Here is a 16,537-nt window from a genome sequence, read left to right on the forward strand (position 1 = left end):
CGACACCCGGTGAGAATCGCGTGACTGCGGTACTGGTCCCAGCTCACACGGCTCATAAGAATCCATCGGTTACGACCGCTCCGTGAGAACGTCCTCGACGGCCGCGGCCGTCGGCGCGCTCCGCGCGCCGTCGCGACCCGCAGTCAGCGCACCACAGGCGTTCCCGAACGCGAGCGCGCAGTCGATATCCCCTCCCTCGAGCCACGTCGCGAGAAAGCCGGCGGCGAAGGCGTCGCCCGCTCCGGCGGTATCGACGGGATCGACATCGAATCCCGCGTGAACGACGGTCCGATCCGGGGTGTACGCTTCGGCCCCGTCGGCTCCGCAGGTGACGACGATGATGCTCCCGTCGGCCGCGTCGGTCCGATCATCCCCGAACAGCACCGTGGCTTCCCGCTCGGTCACGAAGACGACATCCGCGAGCGCGAGCGCCTCGCCGTACTCCCGGTCCCCGAGCCGGCGACCGGGATCGAAACTGACGGATCGCCCCGCGTCGCTCGCGAGTCGGGCGATCGCAGCGGCGGTGTCCGGCCGTTGCCCCGTGAGGTGAACGTGATCGGCCGACCGAACGCGCTCCGGGTCGACATCGTCGGGTGCGACCGCCTCGTTGACCCCGTCGTTGCCGAGTATCGCGACCTCCCCCGTCTCGTCGACGAGGAGGTACTTGACCGCCGTTTCGGCTCCCTCGACCACGCGAACGCCGGACAGCGAGACGCCCGCCGCCTCGAGTTCACGGCGGGCGAGCAGGCCGTGATCGTCGTCGCCGACGCTGCCGATCAGCCCGGTCTCGACATCGAGGCCGGCGAGTGCGGCGGCGACGTTGGCGGCGCTACCGCCGCCGGACTGGCGTTGCGAGCGGATCGACGCCTCGCCGTCGGGTTCGGGGAACCTGTCGACACGGAGGGTCACGTCCCAGTTGACGTGTCCGGCAGCGAGTACCGTAACCGAATCCATTCGATGACAGTGGGACGACGACCGCACGCGGCAAAAACCTAGGTGACGACGGGCAGCCGGCCGGTAGAATCGACGGCGCTCAGCCGACCGCGAACAACAGCGTGTTGTGAACGGCCGGCCCGAGCCCGACCGCGGCGACCAACGCGAGGACGGTCCGCGCCTGCTGGGGTCGGTCCTCGACGTACTCGCGGAAGAGCCCGAGGATGACCACCGCGAGGACGACCTTGACGAGGACGAACAGCCACCCGGCACCGATGTACTGCGCGGTCGGCAGCGCCTTGCCGGCCTCGAGGATCAACAGGGAGAGCGGGACGTCCTCGCCGGCCGTGAGGACGTCGTATCCGATCGCGGTCGTGACTCCGTCCAACGCGTGGCCGAAGACGACGAGCACGCCCGTTGCACCCGTGGTCGCCGCGATGTCGGTGACCCAGAGACTCACCACGAGCCAGACGACCGCGGTGACGATGCCGGCGGCGACGACGCCGATAACCGGCCAAAAGGGCGCGATGGTCCCGGTCTCGAGACTGAGAAGGATCGCGCCGGTCGCGAAGACGGTGAAAAACGCCGTGCCGGCGATGCCGACGAACCGGGGGATCGTCCGCTGGAGGCCGCCGACGTGGAGGAAGACGGCGACGATCCAGACGGCCCCCGCGACAGTCGCCGTCACCGCATAGACCATCGGCGCGGTAAACAGCGGCTCGATGCTCGGCGGGAACGCGGCCAGTTTGTAGAGGACGTGGAGCGTCGCACCGAACATCATCCACGGCGCGAAGGCGATGACCGTCCGGTCGGTCACCGGCGGCTCGAGCGCCCACAGCAGTGCGATGATGCTGCCGAGGATAACGATGACCGGTACCAGCAGGTACCACGGCGGGACGACGAACCCCTCGGGTAATACCATAGGGCCAATAGCTCACACCAGGAACTAACACTTTCCGATTATCGAAGATTCAGTCCGGTGAAAAATTCTAGTCCGACCGGTGGCGAATACAGCACAGGTCGTCGAGTTGCGGCCGCTTCAGACCGTCCACGGTTCGTCGGTCGTCTCGCCGAAGAGTTCTCGCATGAGTGTCACAATGCTTTCCGGGGGGAACTGGCCGCGCTCGGTGACGATCGCATCGACGTACCGCGCCGGCGTCACGTCGAAGGCGGGGTTGTCGACGGTCAGGCCGTCGTCTTCGGCAGCGGATTCGTCCTCGTCCCCTTTGCCGATGATCGTCGCTCGCTCCTCGTCGGAGAGTACCTCGCGCTCGTCGCGCAGTTCGATCTCGACGGTGTGGCCCGTCATCGTGTCCGGATGGAGTTTGATCGTCTGGGCCGCGACCATGACGGGGACGCCCCGCTCGCGGGCGTTGACCGCGAGCCCGCTCGTTCCGACCTTGTTGATCACGCTGCCGTCGGCCGCGATGCTGTCGGCCCCGACTAACACGTGGTCCACCCTGTCGAGGTACCGGCGGGCCGCGTTGTCCACGATCACGGTCACCGGAACGCCCCACTCCCGGAGCTGTCGAGCCGTGATGTGGCCCTGTTTTCGCGGCCTGGTTTCCTTGACGATCGCTTCGATCGCTTTCCCCGACTCGAGGGCGACGTCGATACAGGCGAGCGCGTCCGTCGAGTGGCAGTGGGTCATCACGACGTCGCCGTCTCGGAGCCGGTTCGCGCCGATCTCGCCGAGCGTCTCCTGGGCGCGCTCGAGGTCCCGACGGAAGGTCTCGGCGCGGGCGATCGTCGACGCCCGGAGGTCGGCGACGGTCTCGCCGTCCATCCCGCGGAGCACGTACCGGAGGGCGTTCGGGAGACTGACCGCGGTGGGCCGGGTCTCGTAGAGCGTTCTGGCGGCGGCTCGCAGGTGGCGTCGGAACGCCGCCGGGCTCTCGGCTCCGGAGCGGTCGGCCTGGGTCGCCAGCGCCGCGGCGGCCGCGTCGGCGATCGTCGCCGCGCCCCGAATCTCCATGGTGGCGATATCGTCGGCAGTGGCTTCGACGGCCGGGACGACTCCGGGTTCGGCATCGGCCATGCCGGGGGATTACACGCCGCCGCTCAAAAGGATACTGTCGGTCGTCCCCGTGTGGACCCGTCAGCGGACGAATCGGCGTCGCTCACGGCACCGGTCGGACGAGGTGTCCCGGTAGGTCCGTTTTTCGGCGAGGGATACAGCAGCGTCAGGGCGGCTCGAGTGCCGGTCACGAACGGTGCCAGTCGAAGACGATCGGACGGCTTTTTGCCCGTCCGGCGAGTCCGCTCGGGTATGGATCGCAGCGAACTCGCGCCCCTGATCGACCACACCGTCCTCGGCCCCGCGACGACTCCCGCCGACGTCCGGGGCGTCCTGGACGAGGCTACCGAGTACGGCATGAACGCCTGCATTCCGCCGTACGCGGTCGAACTGGCGGCCGAGTACGCCCCTGACGTAACTCTCGCGACGGTAATCGGATTCCCCCACGGCCAGCACGCGCCCGCCGCGAAACGGAAGGAGGGAGTCGCCGCCTGGCAGGACGGCGCGGACGAACTCGATGTCGTGCTCAACATTGGTCGGCTGAAAGCCGGCGAGGACGACGCGGTCAGGGACGAACTCGCAGAATTGGTTGCCGCGGTACCGATTCCGGTCAAGGTGATTATCGAAACCGCGCTCCTGACCGACGTGGAGAAACGGCGGGCCTGCGAGGCCGCCGCGGCAGCCGACGCCGCGATGGTCAAGACCGCGACCGGGTTCGCGGACGGCGGGGCCACGGTCGACGACGTGGACCTCATGAGCGACTTCCTCCCCGTCAAGGCCAGCGGCGGGATCGGCAGCTACGAGGCTGCCGTCGCCATGCTCGAGGCGGGTGCCGAACGGATCGGGGCCTCGAGCGGAGTCGACATTCTCGAGGGCGCACCGGAGTAGCCGGGCACGGGGGACCGTCTTCGAGCAGCGGTTATCGAAGCGGAACGCGGACTCCGACACGGGGTCCTCCTATCGGATGGACTGAAACATCGCTCAGCGGCCGGTTTCGAACCGTGGCGTCGTTCGGTCGCAGGTGTCCCGGTCGACGCGCTCCCGACCCAAGCCGAACGGTTTTCCTCGCGCCACGAGCAACGACTCCCCATGCTCGAGCAGGTGCGGGTTCGGCTCCACGCGCTCGCGAGACGACTCCGTCGGTTAGAGCGACGCGAACTCGACGCGTTCGTCCGGTGGCTCGAGCACACGGGAAACCTCCTGCAGCTCTCGGTGCTCGTCTTCGTCCCGCTGTTGATCGCCGCGGTGACGTGGCTGACGAACATGACCGCGGCGGTCTCGTTTCTGCTGTTCCCGCCGCTGGCCTCCGGCACGTACACGCTCTTTGCCGACCCGGAAGGGAAACACGCGACGCCGTGGGTGTTCGTCGGCGGGATGACCGTCGGGGCGTGTTGCGGGTGGCTCGCAGTCGTAATCGCGGCCGCGATCGGTCTAAGCGGCGGCGGAGCTAGCGCGACCGGGGCCGCCCTCAGCGTCTTCTTCACCGGGGTGTGTACCTGGGCGCTCGATCTCGAGGTGCCGACCGCGTTTTCGACCGCGCTGCTGGTCCTCGTCACCGGGAACGCACAGGTGGCCTACGTCCTGGGCATCGTCGTCTCGAGTGCGTTCGTCGCGGGCGCGTTCGTCCTCTGGCGGAACCGCTTTTACGAGAAACGCGCGCGCTACCTCTACCAGACGACCAGCGGGGACGACCACGTGCTCGTCCCGCTGGGCGATGGCGAGGAGACGGTCGCCCGCTTTGCCGCGTCGATCGCCGGAGCACACGACGCCGGAAAGGTCGTGCTTTTCGATGTGATCGACGAGACGAGCGTCGAACGACAGTCCGAAGACCACCCCGAGAGCGGTCGGCCGGCCGAGGCGGACCGCACCGAACGCGCGGCCACCGAGGCCGCACGCCGTCTCGAGTCGCTCGCGGCGGACCTCGAGATGGCGTACGACGTTCCCTGCGAGGTGGTCGTCGCCGGTGACGGCGGTCGCTCGGCCGGACTCGTGCTCCAAACTGCCCGCGAGAAAAACTGTGATCTCATCGTCACACCGTACGCCGAACGCGAGAGCGGCGGCCTTTCGTCGTTCATCACGGGCCTGTTCGACAGCGAGATCGACGTGATCGCGTTCCGATCGACCGGCGTCCCGCGACGCCGCTGGCGGGACAGCCTCGTTGCGGTCCGGGGTGCCGGCGACACCGCTCGCGCGATGCTCGACTTCGCGATACGGGTGAGCGAGCCCGGCCGGCCGGTCAGTGTCTGTACCTGTATCGATAACGAATCGCGACGGCGGACGGCCGAAAGCACGCTCGCCGACCTCGTCGACGCGTTCTCGGGACGCTTCGAGACCCACGTCGTCACCGCCGCGGTCGCGTCCTACCTCAGCCGTGCCGCTCCCCGGTACGACGTCTGTTTCGTCGGCTCGAGCACCGATCGCTCGGCCGCCTCGCGGTTCGTCTCCCCGCCGACGTTCCGGAAACTCAGCGATCTCGAGACCGACGTGGCGATCGTCCACCGCGGCCGTCGTCGGTGACGCTCACTCCCGCTCGAGGATACGATCGATCAGGTCGCTTTCGTCGCTGCCGAGCGCCGATCGCACGAGCAGGTGGCCGCCGAGCATCGAGGGGCTAATAACCGTGTCAGCGCCGGCTCGCTCGAGTTTCTTGACGTTCTCGCGGTCGGTCGCGCCGGCGACGATCCGCCTGTCCGGCGCGAGCTGGCGGGCAGTGAGGATGGCGAGCGCGTCTTCGGCGTCGTGGTTCGTAGCGACGAGGATCGCGCTCGCCCGGTCGATCTTCGCGCGATGGAGCGGGTCCTCGTCACTGGGATTGCCGGTGACGACCGCGATATCCCGTTCACTGAGTTTGGTTGTGGCCTCGCGGTCGTTGGTAACGACGACGAACTTCCGACCGCTGTCGGCGAGTTCGTCGACGATCGGTTCCGTCAGTTCGCCGTAGCCGAGCACGAGGAGATGCTCCTCGAGGAGTTGGAGTTGTGATTCGCTCATCTTGCCGAGTGTTTTCGAGATGCGGTCTTGAATCAGCGGACCGACGAGTGCACCGATGGCGATACCGAAACTGGCGACGCCCAACACGAGCACGGTCATCGTGAACAACAGCCCCTGAACCGACTCGGGGTTGGGTGTCACGTCGCCGTAGCCGACCGTACTCGAGGTGATCAGCGTGAAGTAGAACGCATCGAGGATGGTGTTGATGCCCTCGAAGTGCTCCCGGAGGGCGTAGCCGCCGATGGTACCGTACAGTTGCACGCCGACGAGCGCCGAGCCGGCGGCGATCTGTGTCGTGGTCAGCGAGAGCGGTTTCTCGAACCGGTCGCGAGTGAGCAGGAGGATCGGCATCGCGACCAGCGAGAGGACGACCAGCGGGACCGAGTACTGGCTCGTCTGGAGCAGTCCCTGCGCTGCGGTCAGCGGCAAGAGCAGGAACGTCGCCCGCCATCCCGCTTTGAGGCCGCGCCGGAGCGCAAGCGCGCTGCCGACCATCAGAAACCCGGTGAGTGCGCCGGTAAAACCGGCGGCGTCCTGAACGACATCGGGGATGTACTCCGCGAGCGGCCCATAAACGGTCTCGGTCCCGATGTTGATGACCGCGGTGGCGACCGAGAGCAAGGCGACGAGCAACACGAGCACGACGGCGATCCGCGTCGTGACCACTCGTCGCCAGTTCTCCGGGAGACGCGCTCGAGGCGACCGGTCGACCATACACACCGCTGTGCGACAGCGTTAGTTAAACGTCTCCGTTTGAACTTCGCTCGGAACGACCATCGCGTTCGCGACCGAACTCGGTCAGCGGACGACGATCACCGGAACGGGAGAGCGCTCGAACACCGTTTCGGCGACGTTGCCGACGAACAACCGATCGACCACGTCACCACCGTGGCTGCCGATCACGACCGCGTCGTACTCGTCAGCCCGCGTGACGATCGCTCGTGCGGGACGGCCGACAGCGACGACGGTATCGATCTCGGCGTCGTGGTCGGCGGCGATTTCCCGAGCGCGATCGAAAATCGGCTCGGCGCGGTCCGTCGCGGCCGTCTCGAGGTCGTCTTCGAAGGCGAGACCTACCGCGTCCCCCAGCATCACCGACGGTTCGCCGACGACGGTCATGACGGTAACCGACGCGTCGGGATGGTTCTCGAGGGCATACGTGAGCGCGCGCTCGGAGAGCGTCGAGCCGTCCATCGGGACGAGAACGCGAGAGAGCATAGGTCCGCTACCGTCGGCGGAGTGATAAACCCCACACCGAGCACGTCGAGAGAGGATGCCGGGACGATTCACGTCGGGTCTTCGATCTCACCGGCGTCGTCGGACAACGCTGCGGCCGAAGTCATCGGCCCCGCGAAAGATCGGATGGTCGACAGGGCGATACAGATGAGTGCCGCCGGCACGGTGATCGCCGTCGGGACACCGTCACGACGCCCGTGTCGGTGCTGATTTAACGAGGCCGGCCCACGGTCCCACAATGCAATCGCTTCCGGTCGACCTGCTGATCGAAGTCCTGCTCGGGCTCTATCTCGGGCTCCTGACCGGGATCGTCCCCGCGTTCGTCGCCGGGTCGCTGGGCTTTCTCGTGCGATATTTCACCGGCGTCACGCTGCCCGGGTTCGGTGTCGTCGTCCTCGCGCTGTCGATCGCCAGCGTCCAAGGTGGGCTGCTCGGACTCGTCGAACCGACGATTGCGCAGTCGCCGCGGCTGTTCATTGCCGTCCTGATCGTCCTCATGCTCGCGCTCTACGCCCACAACCAGGGCGACAAACTCGGGGCCGAACTCCCGCGCCGGCTCTCGTTTACCCGTCTGCGACAGCGGACCCTCTCGGCCGACGTCGTCGAACTCGTCGGCTCGGTCGGACAGGTCACGGTCCGTCCGACCGGCGAGGTCCGCGACATGGAAGGCTACCCGCCGCTCTCGCCCGCCCTCCGTGGGACACTGAAGACCGGATCGTGGCGACTGCCGGCCGACCTTCCCCTCTCGGAACTCGAGGCTCGACTCGAGGAACGGCTCCGAACGGACCACGACCTCGCGGATATCGACGTCGCGATCGACGAACGGGCGCGGGCGACGATCACCGCAGCACCGCCGTCCGGCAGCCTCTCGCGACGCGTGCCGGCGGGCCAACGGGCCGTCTCGATCGCGACCCTCGTCCCGACGGGCATCGCTCGCGGCGACGAGGTGACCGTCCGCACCGGCGACCGCTCGATCACCGGGACGGTTCTGAGCGCCCGGACCGATATCGACGGCGACCGCGCGACGGCCGCCGCCCCCGAGACGCCGGACGAGGTGGCGACCGATGGCGGGGACGCCATCGAACCCGCAAGCGCCGACGCGAAACCGAACGCGGCGACCGCCGGCGGTCCGGGCCGCGTGACCCTCGCCGTCGCTCGGCGGGACGTGAAACCCGTTCTCGAGGGCGAGTCGCCACGCCTCGTCGTACGGTCCCGGGGAACGAGCCGCGAGTTCGAGGCGCTCGCGCTGGTCAAACGCGAGGGGTACGCCATCCGTCGATGCACCGTCGGTGCGACCGGTGTGGACGACGAGACCGCCGGCCTCGAGACGACGGCCTCGCCGGCGGACGTGACGATCCTCGCCGTGCGGCGGCAGGGCAGCGAAACGAGCGGCCGCCGCCACGACTGGGTGTTCGGTCCCGACATCGAACGCCGACTCGAGGCCGGCGACGAGGCGTTCGTCGCGGGGCCGGACGACGCAACTGAGGCGTTCGTGGAGGCGATCGCGCGATGAGCGGGCACCCCCGTGCGGTCAGCCGCGATACCGACGGCGGTGAGCGGTCGTGGTAGCCCTCGTCGTCGCCCAGTTGGTCCCGACCGAGACGCTTCTGGAAGCGCTCGTTCGGATCCTCGCGTTCGCCCTGCTGGCGGCCGGAGCCGGAGCGAGCGTGGCGTTTCTCTACCGGTGGTACAGCGCCGACGAGATCCCGGAGGGCATCGCGGTCCTCGTCGGCGTCGCCCTCGTCGCGATCTGGTTGAACACCCAAAGCGCGCTGTCCCAGGCGATCATCGGGAACACCGGCCTGACCGAACCGACCACCGCCGTCTACACCGTCGCCGCGTTCGTCGCCAGCGCGATCGCGGCCGACGCGGGACGACGGCTTGGCGACTTCCTCGCGGTGGACGTGTTCGTGGTCGCGACCCCGCGGACGATCACCGAAGTCACGCAACTCGTTCGCTCGGCTGGCCGCGTCGTCACGGTCGAACTGCCGGCCGAGATCGGCGATATCGACGGCTACGACCCCGTCGACGAGTCGGTCAAGACCGACCTTGCGGGCCAGACGTTGCTCTTCCCGCGCCGGCTTACCGTCGAGGAGTTGCGCGACCGGCTGATCGCCCGCCTCGAGCGCGACTTCGGGATCGGCCACGTCGATGTCGATCTCACCGCCGACGGGACGGTGGACTACCTCGCGGTCGGGAGCCGACCGGCGGGGATCGGGCCGACGCTCGCACCTGGGACCGTCGCGGTCGCGCTGGCGGGCGATCCCGCGGCCGACGCCAGCCCGGGGGACGCGGTTCGGATCTGGGCGCGCGACGAGGACGGGACCGCCAGACGGATCGCCGGCGGCGAACTGCGCGCGACCGTCGACGACACTGCGACCATCGCTCTCGACGCCGACGACGCCCGCGACCTCGACCCCGAGCGGGGCTATCGGCTCGTGACGCTGCCCGGCAGTCCGGACGCCGAGCGGGACCTCGTCTCCCTGCTCCGGGCGGCCGACGAGACGGTCACGACCGTCTCGGTCGAGTCCGACGATCCGCTCGTGGATGTCCCGATCGAGTCGCTACCGGTGCTGGTGCTCGCGCTCGAGCGCGAGACCGCCGCGGGCGACGGCGACGAGCATCTGCCGCTGCCGGCCGGCGATCTGCGACTGGCCGCCGGCGATGTGGCCTACGTGCTCGGCCGGCCGGAGGCGCTTCGCCGGGTGACGGAGCGGACGCTGGTCGAGACGACGGAGCAACGCGCGGACCCCGACCGCGAGTCCGACGTGGCGTCCGAGCGGAACTGAAACCCGACCGGGAGCGGTAGCTACTTGCCGTCGGCACCGATAGCGCCACGTATGCCCACGGAGTGGAAACTGTTTGCCGACCTCGCCGAGCGTGCGGGCGACAAACACGTGACCGTCGACGCCGCGGCCGGCGACACCGTCGGGGACGCGCTCGAGGCGCTGCTCGAGGCGGCACCCGAACTCGAGGGCCGCGTGCTCGAGGACGGCGAGTTACGATCGCAGATCAACGTGCTTCGCAACGGCACGAACGTCCTGGTCGAAGAGGAGGGCATGGAGACGGTACTCGAAGCGGACGACGAACTCGCGCTGTTCCCGCCCGTCAGCGGCGGGTGATCGGTTCGATGCGCGAGGCGGGGCACGGAAATCGGTGACCGGACGACGATCCGGGCTCGAGTCGGCGTCCTAGGACACCAAGTCGATCGACAACACGACGTCCGGTTCGTCGGCGAGTTCGGCACCCGTTGCGGCGGCATCGGTGACGAACCGCGCCGTTTCGGGGAGCAAGACGCGCGTCCCGTCGGCACCGATTTCGGCCGCGTCTCGCGCGATCGCGGCGAAGAGTGCCCGCGCCGCCTCGAGATCGTCCCAGGCGCTGACGGCGTATTCGGCTCGCGTCTCCGTTTGTCCATCGCCTACCACGTCGTCGACCGTCCGTTCGACGGTCCGTATCCGAGCGGCCGTTCCCACGAGTCCGTCACTGCGCTCGAGCGCGAAGACGGCCGTCTCGTCGGCCGCCCGCTCGAAGTCGGCCCGCGTGAGTTCCCGCATCGCCCAGGTCTCCTCGGGTGCCAGCCCCAACCCGCACAGATGCGAGCGGGCATCGCTATGGGTCCAGTAGCGCCATGCACTCGCGGGATCGGTGGAGACGGCGTACTCGGTCGGCAGTTCCGCGTCGTGATCGGGGTCCGGATTCGCAAAGCGGAACTCGGTGCTCGGTTCGAAGCCGCTCGTCCGCGCCGCGCCCAGCGAGACCGCGTTCCACGAGAAGACCATGACGCGGCCGACGGTCGCTCCCTGTTCGCGGGCCCATTCGAAGGACGCCTCGTTCAGCCGGCGGCTCACGCCCTGCCGGCGATACTCCGCCGCGACCCGCATTCCCTGGAACCAGGCCTCGTCCGGCGAGAGCATGACCGCCTGTACGATCCCCGCAGCCTCGCCGTCGACTTCCGCGAGGAAGGTCTTTTTCCCCTGACCGGGGCCGTCCTCGAGCCAGTCGTGGTAGACCCGCGGGATGTAATCGCCGCCCCGGTCGGGCCAGATGTCACTCGTGAAGTCGGCGACGGCCTCGTAGTCGTCGGGAGTCGCGCGACGGATCTCGATCGGAGACGCGAAATTTGTATTGGTTGTCATTATTCGTTGGACAGTGCTATATGATGTAGTCAGACGGGAAAGAATTTCGCAGACGAAGAGACGGTACCAACGTCGGGAACCCACACTGTGTCCGAGGTGATCGGTGGACCGGACGCATCGAGCGTTCGTCCTATGGGACGGAACACCGGCCATCAATGGGGACGATCGCCCCGTCGATCCGGTCAGAGTTGTCGGGACCTGAGTGACCGCGATCTACTCCCAGGGGACCGACCGCTCCTGAATCTCGCCGGCCAGAGAGGTCCCCATCGCCTCCGCGACGTTCTCGCTGTTTGCAAGCGCCCACATCAACTTCACTTTCGCCGTCCCGGGCAGCGTGTCGCCGGCTTCGACGACGCCGGCCTCGAGCAGGTCCCGCCCCGTATCGTAGACGCGGTCACAGACTCGGCCCTCGAGACATTGACTCGTCATGACGACCGTCGTCCCGTCCTCGATCAGTTCCTCGATGTGGGGAACGAGGTCGGTGTGGACGTGGCCGAGCCCGGTTCCCTCGATGATCAGCCCCTCGCTTCCGTCGACGACATCGAGGAACGCGGGCTCCATTCCGGGCGTGAATTTGAGGAGTTCGACGTCGCTCTCGAGGTCAGGACTGATCTCGAGGTCGGTGTCGCCGCGCCGTCGGTAGTCGCGCCGGAAGCTGACCGTCTCGGTCTCGTAATCGACCTCGCCCAGCGGTTCCGCGCCGACGGTCTCGAAGGCGTCCCGGCGGGATGTGTGGTTCTTTCGCACGCGCGTCCCCCGGTGGAGGGCACAGATGTCGTCGGATTCGGTGGCGTGCATACAGACCAGCACCTCCGCACAGTCGCTCTTGGCGGCCTCGACGGCCGAGACGGCGTTCATGACGTTGTCCGAAGACGGCCGGTCGGCCGAGCGCTGGGAGCCGGTGAAGACGATCGGGACCGGCGTCTCGAGCATGAACGACAGCGCCGACGCGGAGTACTGCATCGTGTCGGTGCCGTGCATGACGACGACGCCGTCGGCACCGGCCGCGATCTCCTCGTGGACCGCGTCGGCGAGGTCCCGCCAGATCGGCGGTTCCATGTTCTCCGAGAGGATGTTCGCGACGACGCGACCGCGGTAGTTCGCCCGGCCCGCCAGGTCCGGGACGGCCCGCAACACGTCCTCGGCGTCGAACTGGGCCGTCACCGCGCCGGTCCGGTAGTCGACCGTCGACGCGATCGTCCCGCCGGTCGAGATCAGCGAAATCGTCGGCAGGTCCTCGTCGAATTCGATTTCGGAACTCGCGTCGTCCTCGTCGCCGCCGGCGGCGTCCGTTCCGTCGATCCGATAGACGTCCTCCGCGAGGACCTCCACATCGGCCCCGTCCCGGTCGACGCCGACGTTGTACCCGCCCTCGAGTTTCACAACGAGCTGGTCGTCCGTGCTCGAGGGGAGCAACACGCCTTCGTACGTGCGGTCCGCGCGATCCACGCGGACGCGGTCGCCTGGGTTCATGTGGTGGCGTTGCGCAGCGGCGGACTTGAAGGCACGCTTTCCGTCGGACGGCGGACGATCAGTTCGCGACCCCGTCGGCCCCGCGGTTACGATCCCGTTTTGTCGACGTGGTACCAGGTTCCGTCCCAGCTGAGCCCGTACTCGAGCAGCGATTTGAGCGACAGGACGCCGAACGCGGGGTAGAGCAGCGGTGCAAGGACGACGCTCCAGTGGAGGCCGTCGATCCGACCGTCGCTGGCGTCGCGCCACGCGACGCCGCCGATGGTCGCGACGAGGATCGTCGCCAAAACGAGAAACGCCGACTCGACGCCCAAGACGAGCAACAGGAGCAGTTTCGAGGTGAGCGCGAGAGTGAACAGACATCCGAGCAGGCTCGAGCACATGCGGCCGATCGAGACGAGCCCGCGGCGATCGATGTCCCCGCTCAGTAGCTCGAGGGTGGTCGCGTGGAGTACCTCGACCTGCCCGACGCGCCAGCGTTTCCGCTGCCCCCAGAGGTCGCGCAGGGTGTGGGGTGCCTCCATCGTGTTCGTACACTGGCGGGCCTGTCTGACGGTCAGCCCCTCGCGGTAACAGTCGTGAGCGAAATTGAGGTCCTCGGTGAGCATGTCGTCGTAGCCGCCCACCCGGTCGAACGCCTCGCGGCTCAGCACCGTCGAGGAACTCCGGCAGTTCGCGAAGCCGGAGAGTTCGACCAGCTTGTAGCTCGCGTGGAAGACGACCCGCTCGCAGTAGGCGATCGTCTCGATGACGCCGTTGGGACGCGGAATCCGGCGGCCCTGGAAGACGTCTACGTCCCCGCGCAACGCGCTCATCGCCCGCGGGAGGAACGAGGAAGTGATCGACTCGTCGGCGTCGAAGACCGCGATATACTCGGCGTCGGTCTCGCGGACGGCGTAGTTGATCGCACCCGCTTTCGAGCCCGGGTTCTCGTTGACCAGACACTCGACGCGGTCGTACCCCTTCGCGAGTTCGCGGGCCCGTTCGAGGGTCGGCGCGTCGTTGGGTTCGGCGACGACGACGATCTCGAGGGGGTCGTACGCGCTCTCCCGGAGGCTCTCGACGCTCGTCTCGAGCACGTCGTGATCGCGGTACACCGGAACGATGGCGGTCAGCCGCGGCCCGTCGGTTACCGGCTCGATGGCGTCTCGCGACGACCACACCTCGCGGACCAGCAACAGGCCGGTAACCGCCACGAAGCACGTGAACACGGCCATCGACGACAGCGCATCGAGGAACACGACCTGTACGGAGACGACGAGCAGATCAAGCGAGTACTGCTGGATTTCTCGTCCCTGCGCGAATCCGAACACTAATAGGGTGAGCACACCGACGGCGGTGGCCCCGTGTTCGACGGCTCGAGGGACTGTCGAAATCATTGCTGGGGGTTTCAAGTCGACGTTTTATTAATATTGTCATGAAACGATCCAATCTGGCCGTCGACGGTCACCGCCCGCGTTCGGGACGGGGTCGTTGAGCGCGACTGCGCCTGTCCGTGGCTGCGGCGGGCCGACTCGAGACGAAGGCCGGCCGCGAGAAACATCGCCAAACACAACAAATAAACCCACGACCGATTACATACGTGATATGCAAATCGAGCCGCAAGCGTTCGACCGGGTCCTCTCCTCGATGTGTACGGACCCCCACCCGGCAGCGCGTGACGCGGCCGAACGGTTTCTCGCGACGAACCCCGGCGATCCAGGTACGTACCCGGCCGTCGCGGCGCTCGAGGACGACGCGATCGAGCTGTTAGGCGATATCGCGGGGCTGGACGATCCGGCGGGCTACATCACGAGCGGCGGCACCGAGGCCAACATTCAGGCCGTCCGGATCGCCCGCGAACGGGCCGACGGCCGGACGCCGAACGTCGTCATGCCTGACTCCGGCCACTTCAGTTTCCGAAAGGCCGCGGACCTGCTCGGCGTCGAACTGCGAATCGTCCCGACCGACGACCGGCACCGGGCCGATCTCGGGGCCGTCCGCGCGTCGGTTGATGAGGACACCGCGTTGGTGATCGGCGTCGCGGGAACCACCGAGTACGGCCGCGTCGATCCGATTCCGGAACTCGGGGAGATCGCGCGATCGGTCGGTGCGATGTGCCACGTCGACGCCGCGTGGGGCGGCTTCGTCCTCCCCTTTACCGACTACGACTGGCACTTCGACCATGCCGCGGTCGATACGATGGCGATCGATCCCCACAAGATGGGACAGGCCGCGGTCCCCGCCGGCGGACTGCTCGTCCGCGATGCGGCCCTGCTCGACGAACTCGCCGTCGATACGCCCTACCTCGAGTCGACATCCCAGGCGACGCTGACCGGCACTCGCTCGGGCGCGGGCGTCGCCAGCGCCGTCGCCGCGATGGACGAGCTGTGGCCGGAGGGGTACCGCCGGCAGTACGTCCGCTCGCAGAACAACGCCGAGTGGCTCGCCGACGCCCTCGAGAAACGCGGCTACGAGGTCGCCGATCCGACCCTGCCGCTGGTAGCGGCCGACGTGCCGCGGTCGACGTTCGACGCCTTGCGAGCCAAGGGCTGGCGCATCTCCCGGACCGCGACCGGCGAGCTCCGCGTCGTCTGTATGCCCCACGTTACGCGCGAGATGCTGGCCTCGTTTATCGGCGATCTGGATCGGCTCGAGGTGCGTGCGAGCGTGCCGGTTGCGAGTGACGACTGAACTGCCATCGTGACTCTATTTCGACCGAATCAGTTCAGTGTTATCGTGCTTCTTATCCGTTTTGTCTCCTCGGGCAACCTTCTGCCGGATTTCTGAATGTCATTCTATTGGATTATTTATTGCTCGTAGTGTATCTCGTTTGAGAACAGCACTCCTCGACGTGCAAAATAGTTAGAATTAAAAGATAGTATTAAAAATTTGTGGTATGGAATATAACGCTGTTCTGCAAAATCGACACTACCTATCACTCTGGTTTGCACAGCTAATTTCGCGACTCGGAAAAATTATACATGAAATTGCACTGGTCTGGATCGTCTATGAAGTAACAGAGAGTCCAGCCCTGATTTCACTTATTGTCTTGGCGAATATCATCCCGAATATGATTGCGGCGGTGCCCGCAGGCGTCATCGTTGATCGGGTTAACAGGAAATACCTAATCGTCGCAACCGAGTTTACTTCTGCGCTCGCCGTCCTCCTGATTCCCCTAGTGGGTCGCAGTCGCTTCTTAGTGCCAATCGTTCTGGGAGTTGCAGTGATATTGGACTTGCTGGAGGCGGTATTCGTCCCTGCACGACAAGCGCTCATTCCGAACGTTGTTGCCAAGTCCGAACTTGATGCTGCGAATAGCCTCTCGCGGCTAACCATCAGCGTTACACAGATGCTGTATGTCATTGGGGGATTAGTTGTTGGTCTATTCGGTGTGTTCGCTGCTTTCTATCTCAACTCAGTCTCGTACGTCATTTCGGCTCTTATACTACTCATAGTACCGACCGAAGCTGGCAAACCTGAGAGCGGTAACGAAACAAAGTCCAGTGCTAGCGAGTTTTTCCAGGAGATCAAGCAAGGAATCAAGTTCATCCAAACCCACACAACTCTTCCTTGGGTGTTACTGTTGGTTCTACTTAGTAATTTTTCGACGGCTCCCGCTGGTGTCGTCCTTCCATTCTTTGCCGATGTGATTCAAACAGACAGAAGTATAAATATACGTACGTGTTTAGCCCCAGTAAATTTCGCCACTGTCTCGTAGCAGGCGGCCAATCGGGGAGATATGCACCCTCAGCAAGGGCTAATTGAA

15 protein-coding genes are annotated in these 16,537 nt (G+C 66.5%); 7 read left to right on the forward strand and 8 right to left on the reverse strand.

Going from position 1 to position 16,537, the window contains the following annotated elements; translation table 11 throughout:
* Positions 1 to 69: 69 nt before the first annotated feature.
* The 3 genes from C487_RS13990 to C487_RS14000 all read right to left on the reverse strand — a co-directional run bounded on the left by C487_RS13990 (position 70) and on the right by C487_RS14000 (position 2,971).
* Complete coding sequence (locus tag C487_RS13990; protein ID WP_006186451.1) at positions 70 to 954, reverse strand: carbohydrate kinase family protein; 885 nt, start codon at positions 952 to 954, stop codon at positions 70 to 72.
* A 79-nt stretch (positions 955 to 1,033) separates the two neighbouring features.
* Positions 1,034 to 1,855 carry a DUF63 family protein gene (locus C487_RS13995; protein WP_006186452.1) on the reverse strand — a complete coding sequence of 274 codons (822 nt, stop codon included), beginning with the start codon at positions 1,853 to 1,855 and terminating at the stop codon, positions 1,034 to 1,036.
* A gap of 117 nt (positions 1,856 to 1,972) precedes the next feature.
* Positions 1,973 to 2,971, reverse strand: coding sequence for a ribose 1,5-bisphosphate isomerase (locus tag C487_RS14000; protein ID WP_006186453.1), 999 nt, complete (start codon positions 2,969 to 2,971; stop codon positions 1,973 to 1,975).
* Positions 2,972 to 3,202: 231 nt separating this feature from the next.
* On the opposite strand from C487_RS14000, the gene deoC reads away from it, so the two are divergent.
* Both deoC and C487_RS14010 read left to right on the forward strand, forming a co-directional pair.
* Entirely contained in the window at positions 3,203 to 3,838 is a 636-nt protein-coding gene (gene deoC, locus C487_RS14005; protein ID WP_006186454.1) for a deoxyribose-phosphate aldolase, read from the forward strand.
* 201 nt (positions 3,839 to 4,039) lie between these two features.
* Entirely contained in the window at positions 4,040 to 5,467 is a 1,428-nt protein-coding gene (locus tag C487_RS14010; protein WP_006186455.1) for a universal stress protein, read from the forward strand.
* Positions 5,468 to 5,470: 3 nt separating this feature from the next.
* On the opposite strand, the gene C487_RS14015 is transcribed toward C487_RS14010, so the two are convergent.
* Together C487_RS14015 and C487_RS14020 are read right to left on the reverse strand one after the other, a co-directional pair.
* Entirely contained in the window at positions 5,471 to 6,655 is a 1,185-nt protein-coding gene (locus tag C487_RS14015) for an NAD-binding protein (protein ID WP_006186456.1), read from the reverse strand.
* Between the two features lie 84 nt (positions 6,656 to 6,739).
* Complete coding sequence (locus C487_RS14020; RefSeq protein ID WP_006186457.1) at positions 6,740 to 7,159, reverse strand: universal stress protein; 420 nt, start codon at positions 7,157 to 7,159, stop codon at positions 6,740 to 6,742.
* 256 nt (positions 7,160 to 7,415) lie between these two features.
* Here C487_RS14020 and C487_RS14030 point away from each other — a divergent pair, with 256 nt between their 5' ends.
* Genes C487_RS14030 through C487_RS14040 form a run of 3 tightly spaced genes read left to right on the forward strand, consistent with a single transcriptional unit; the run spans position 7,416 to position 10,299 of the window.
* A complete protein-coding gene (locus tag C487_RS14030) occupies positions 7,416 to 8,690 on the forward strand; it encodes a hypothetical protein (RefSeq protein WP_006186459.1) in 1,275 nt (424 codons plus the stop codon).
* A gap of 49 nt (positions 8,691 to 8,739) precedes the next feature.
* Complete coding sequence (locus C487_RS14035) at positions 8,740 to 9,966, forward strand: TrkA C-terminal domain-containing protein (RefSeq protein ID WP_006186460.1); 1,227 nt, start codon at positions 8,740 to 8,742, stop codon at positions 9,964 to 9,966.
* A 51-nt stretch (positions 9,967 to 10,017) separates the two neighbouring features.
* Positions 10,018 to 10,299: a ubiquitin-like small modifier protein 1 gene (locus C487_RS14040; protein ID WP_006186461.1), complete on the forward strand. Its 282-nt coding sequence runs from the start codon at positions 10,018 to 10,020 to the stop codon at positions 10,297 to 10,299.
* 69 nt (positions 10,300 to 10,368) lie between these two features.
* Here the strand turns inward: C487_RS14040 and C487_RS14045 are convergent, their stop codons facing one another.
* From C487_RS14045 to C487_RS14055, 3 genes are all read right to left on the reverse strand, one after another.
* Complete coding sequence (locus C487_RS14045) at positions 10,369 to 11,316, reverse strand: GNAT family N-acetyltransferase (protein WP_006186462.1); 948 nt, start codon at positions 11,314 to 11,316, stop codon at positions 10,369 to 10,371.
* A 213-nt stretch (positions 11,317 to 11,529) separates the two neighbouring features.
* A complete protein-coding gene (gatD, locus tag C487_RS14050; protein WP_006186463.1) occupies positions 11,530 to 12,789 on the reverse strand; it encodes a Glu-tRNA(Gln) amidotransferase subunit GatD in 1,260 nt (419 codons plus the stop codon).
* Positions 12,790 to 12,875: 86 nt separating this feature from the next.
* A complete protein-coding gene (locus C487_RS14055; protein WP_006186464.1) occupies positions 12,876 to 14,168 on the reverse strand; it encodes a glycosyltransferase in 1,293 nt (430 codons plus the stop codon).
* Between the two features lie 208 nt (positions 14,169 to 14,376).
* Between C487_RS14055 and mfnA the strand changes: the two genes are divergently transcribed.
* Both mfnA and C487_RS14065 read left to right on the forward strand, forming a co-directional pair.
* Positions 14,377 to 15,462 carry a tyrosine decarboxylase MfnA gene (mfnA, locus tag C487_RS14060; RefSeq protein WP_006186465.1) on the forward strand — a complete coding sequence of 362 codons (1,086 nt, stop codon included), beginning with the start codon at positions 14,377 to 14,379 and terminating at the stop codon, positions 15,460 to 15,462.
* Between the two features lie 205 nt (positions 15,463 to 15,667).
* On the forward strand, positions 15,668 to 16,489 hold the full coding sequence (locus tag C487_RS14065) for an MFS transporter (RefSeq protein ID WP_083864622.1): 822 nt from the start codon (positions 15,668 to 15,670) through the stop codon (positions 16,487 to 16,489).
* Positions 16,490 to 16,537: the final 48 nt, after the last annotated feature.

The organism is Natrinema pallidum DSM 3751 (assembly GCF_000337615.1).
GTDB classification, from domain to species: Archaea; Halobacteriota; Halobacteria; order Halobacteriales; family Natrialbaceae; genus Natrinema; species Natrinema pallidum.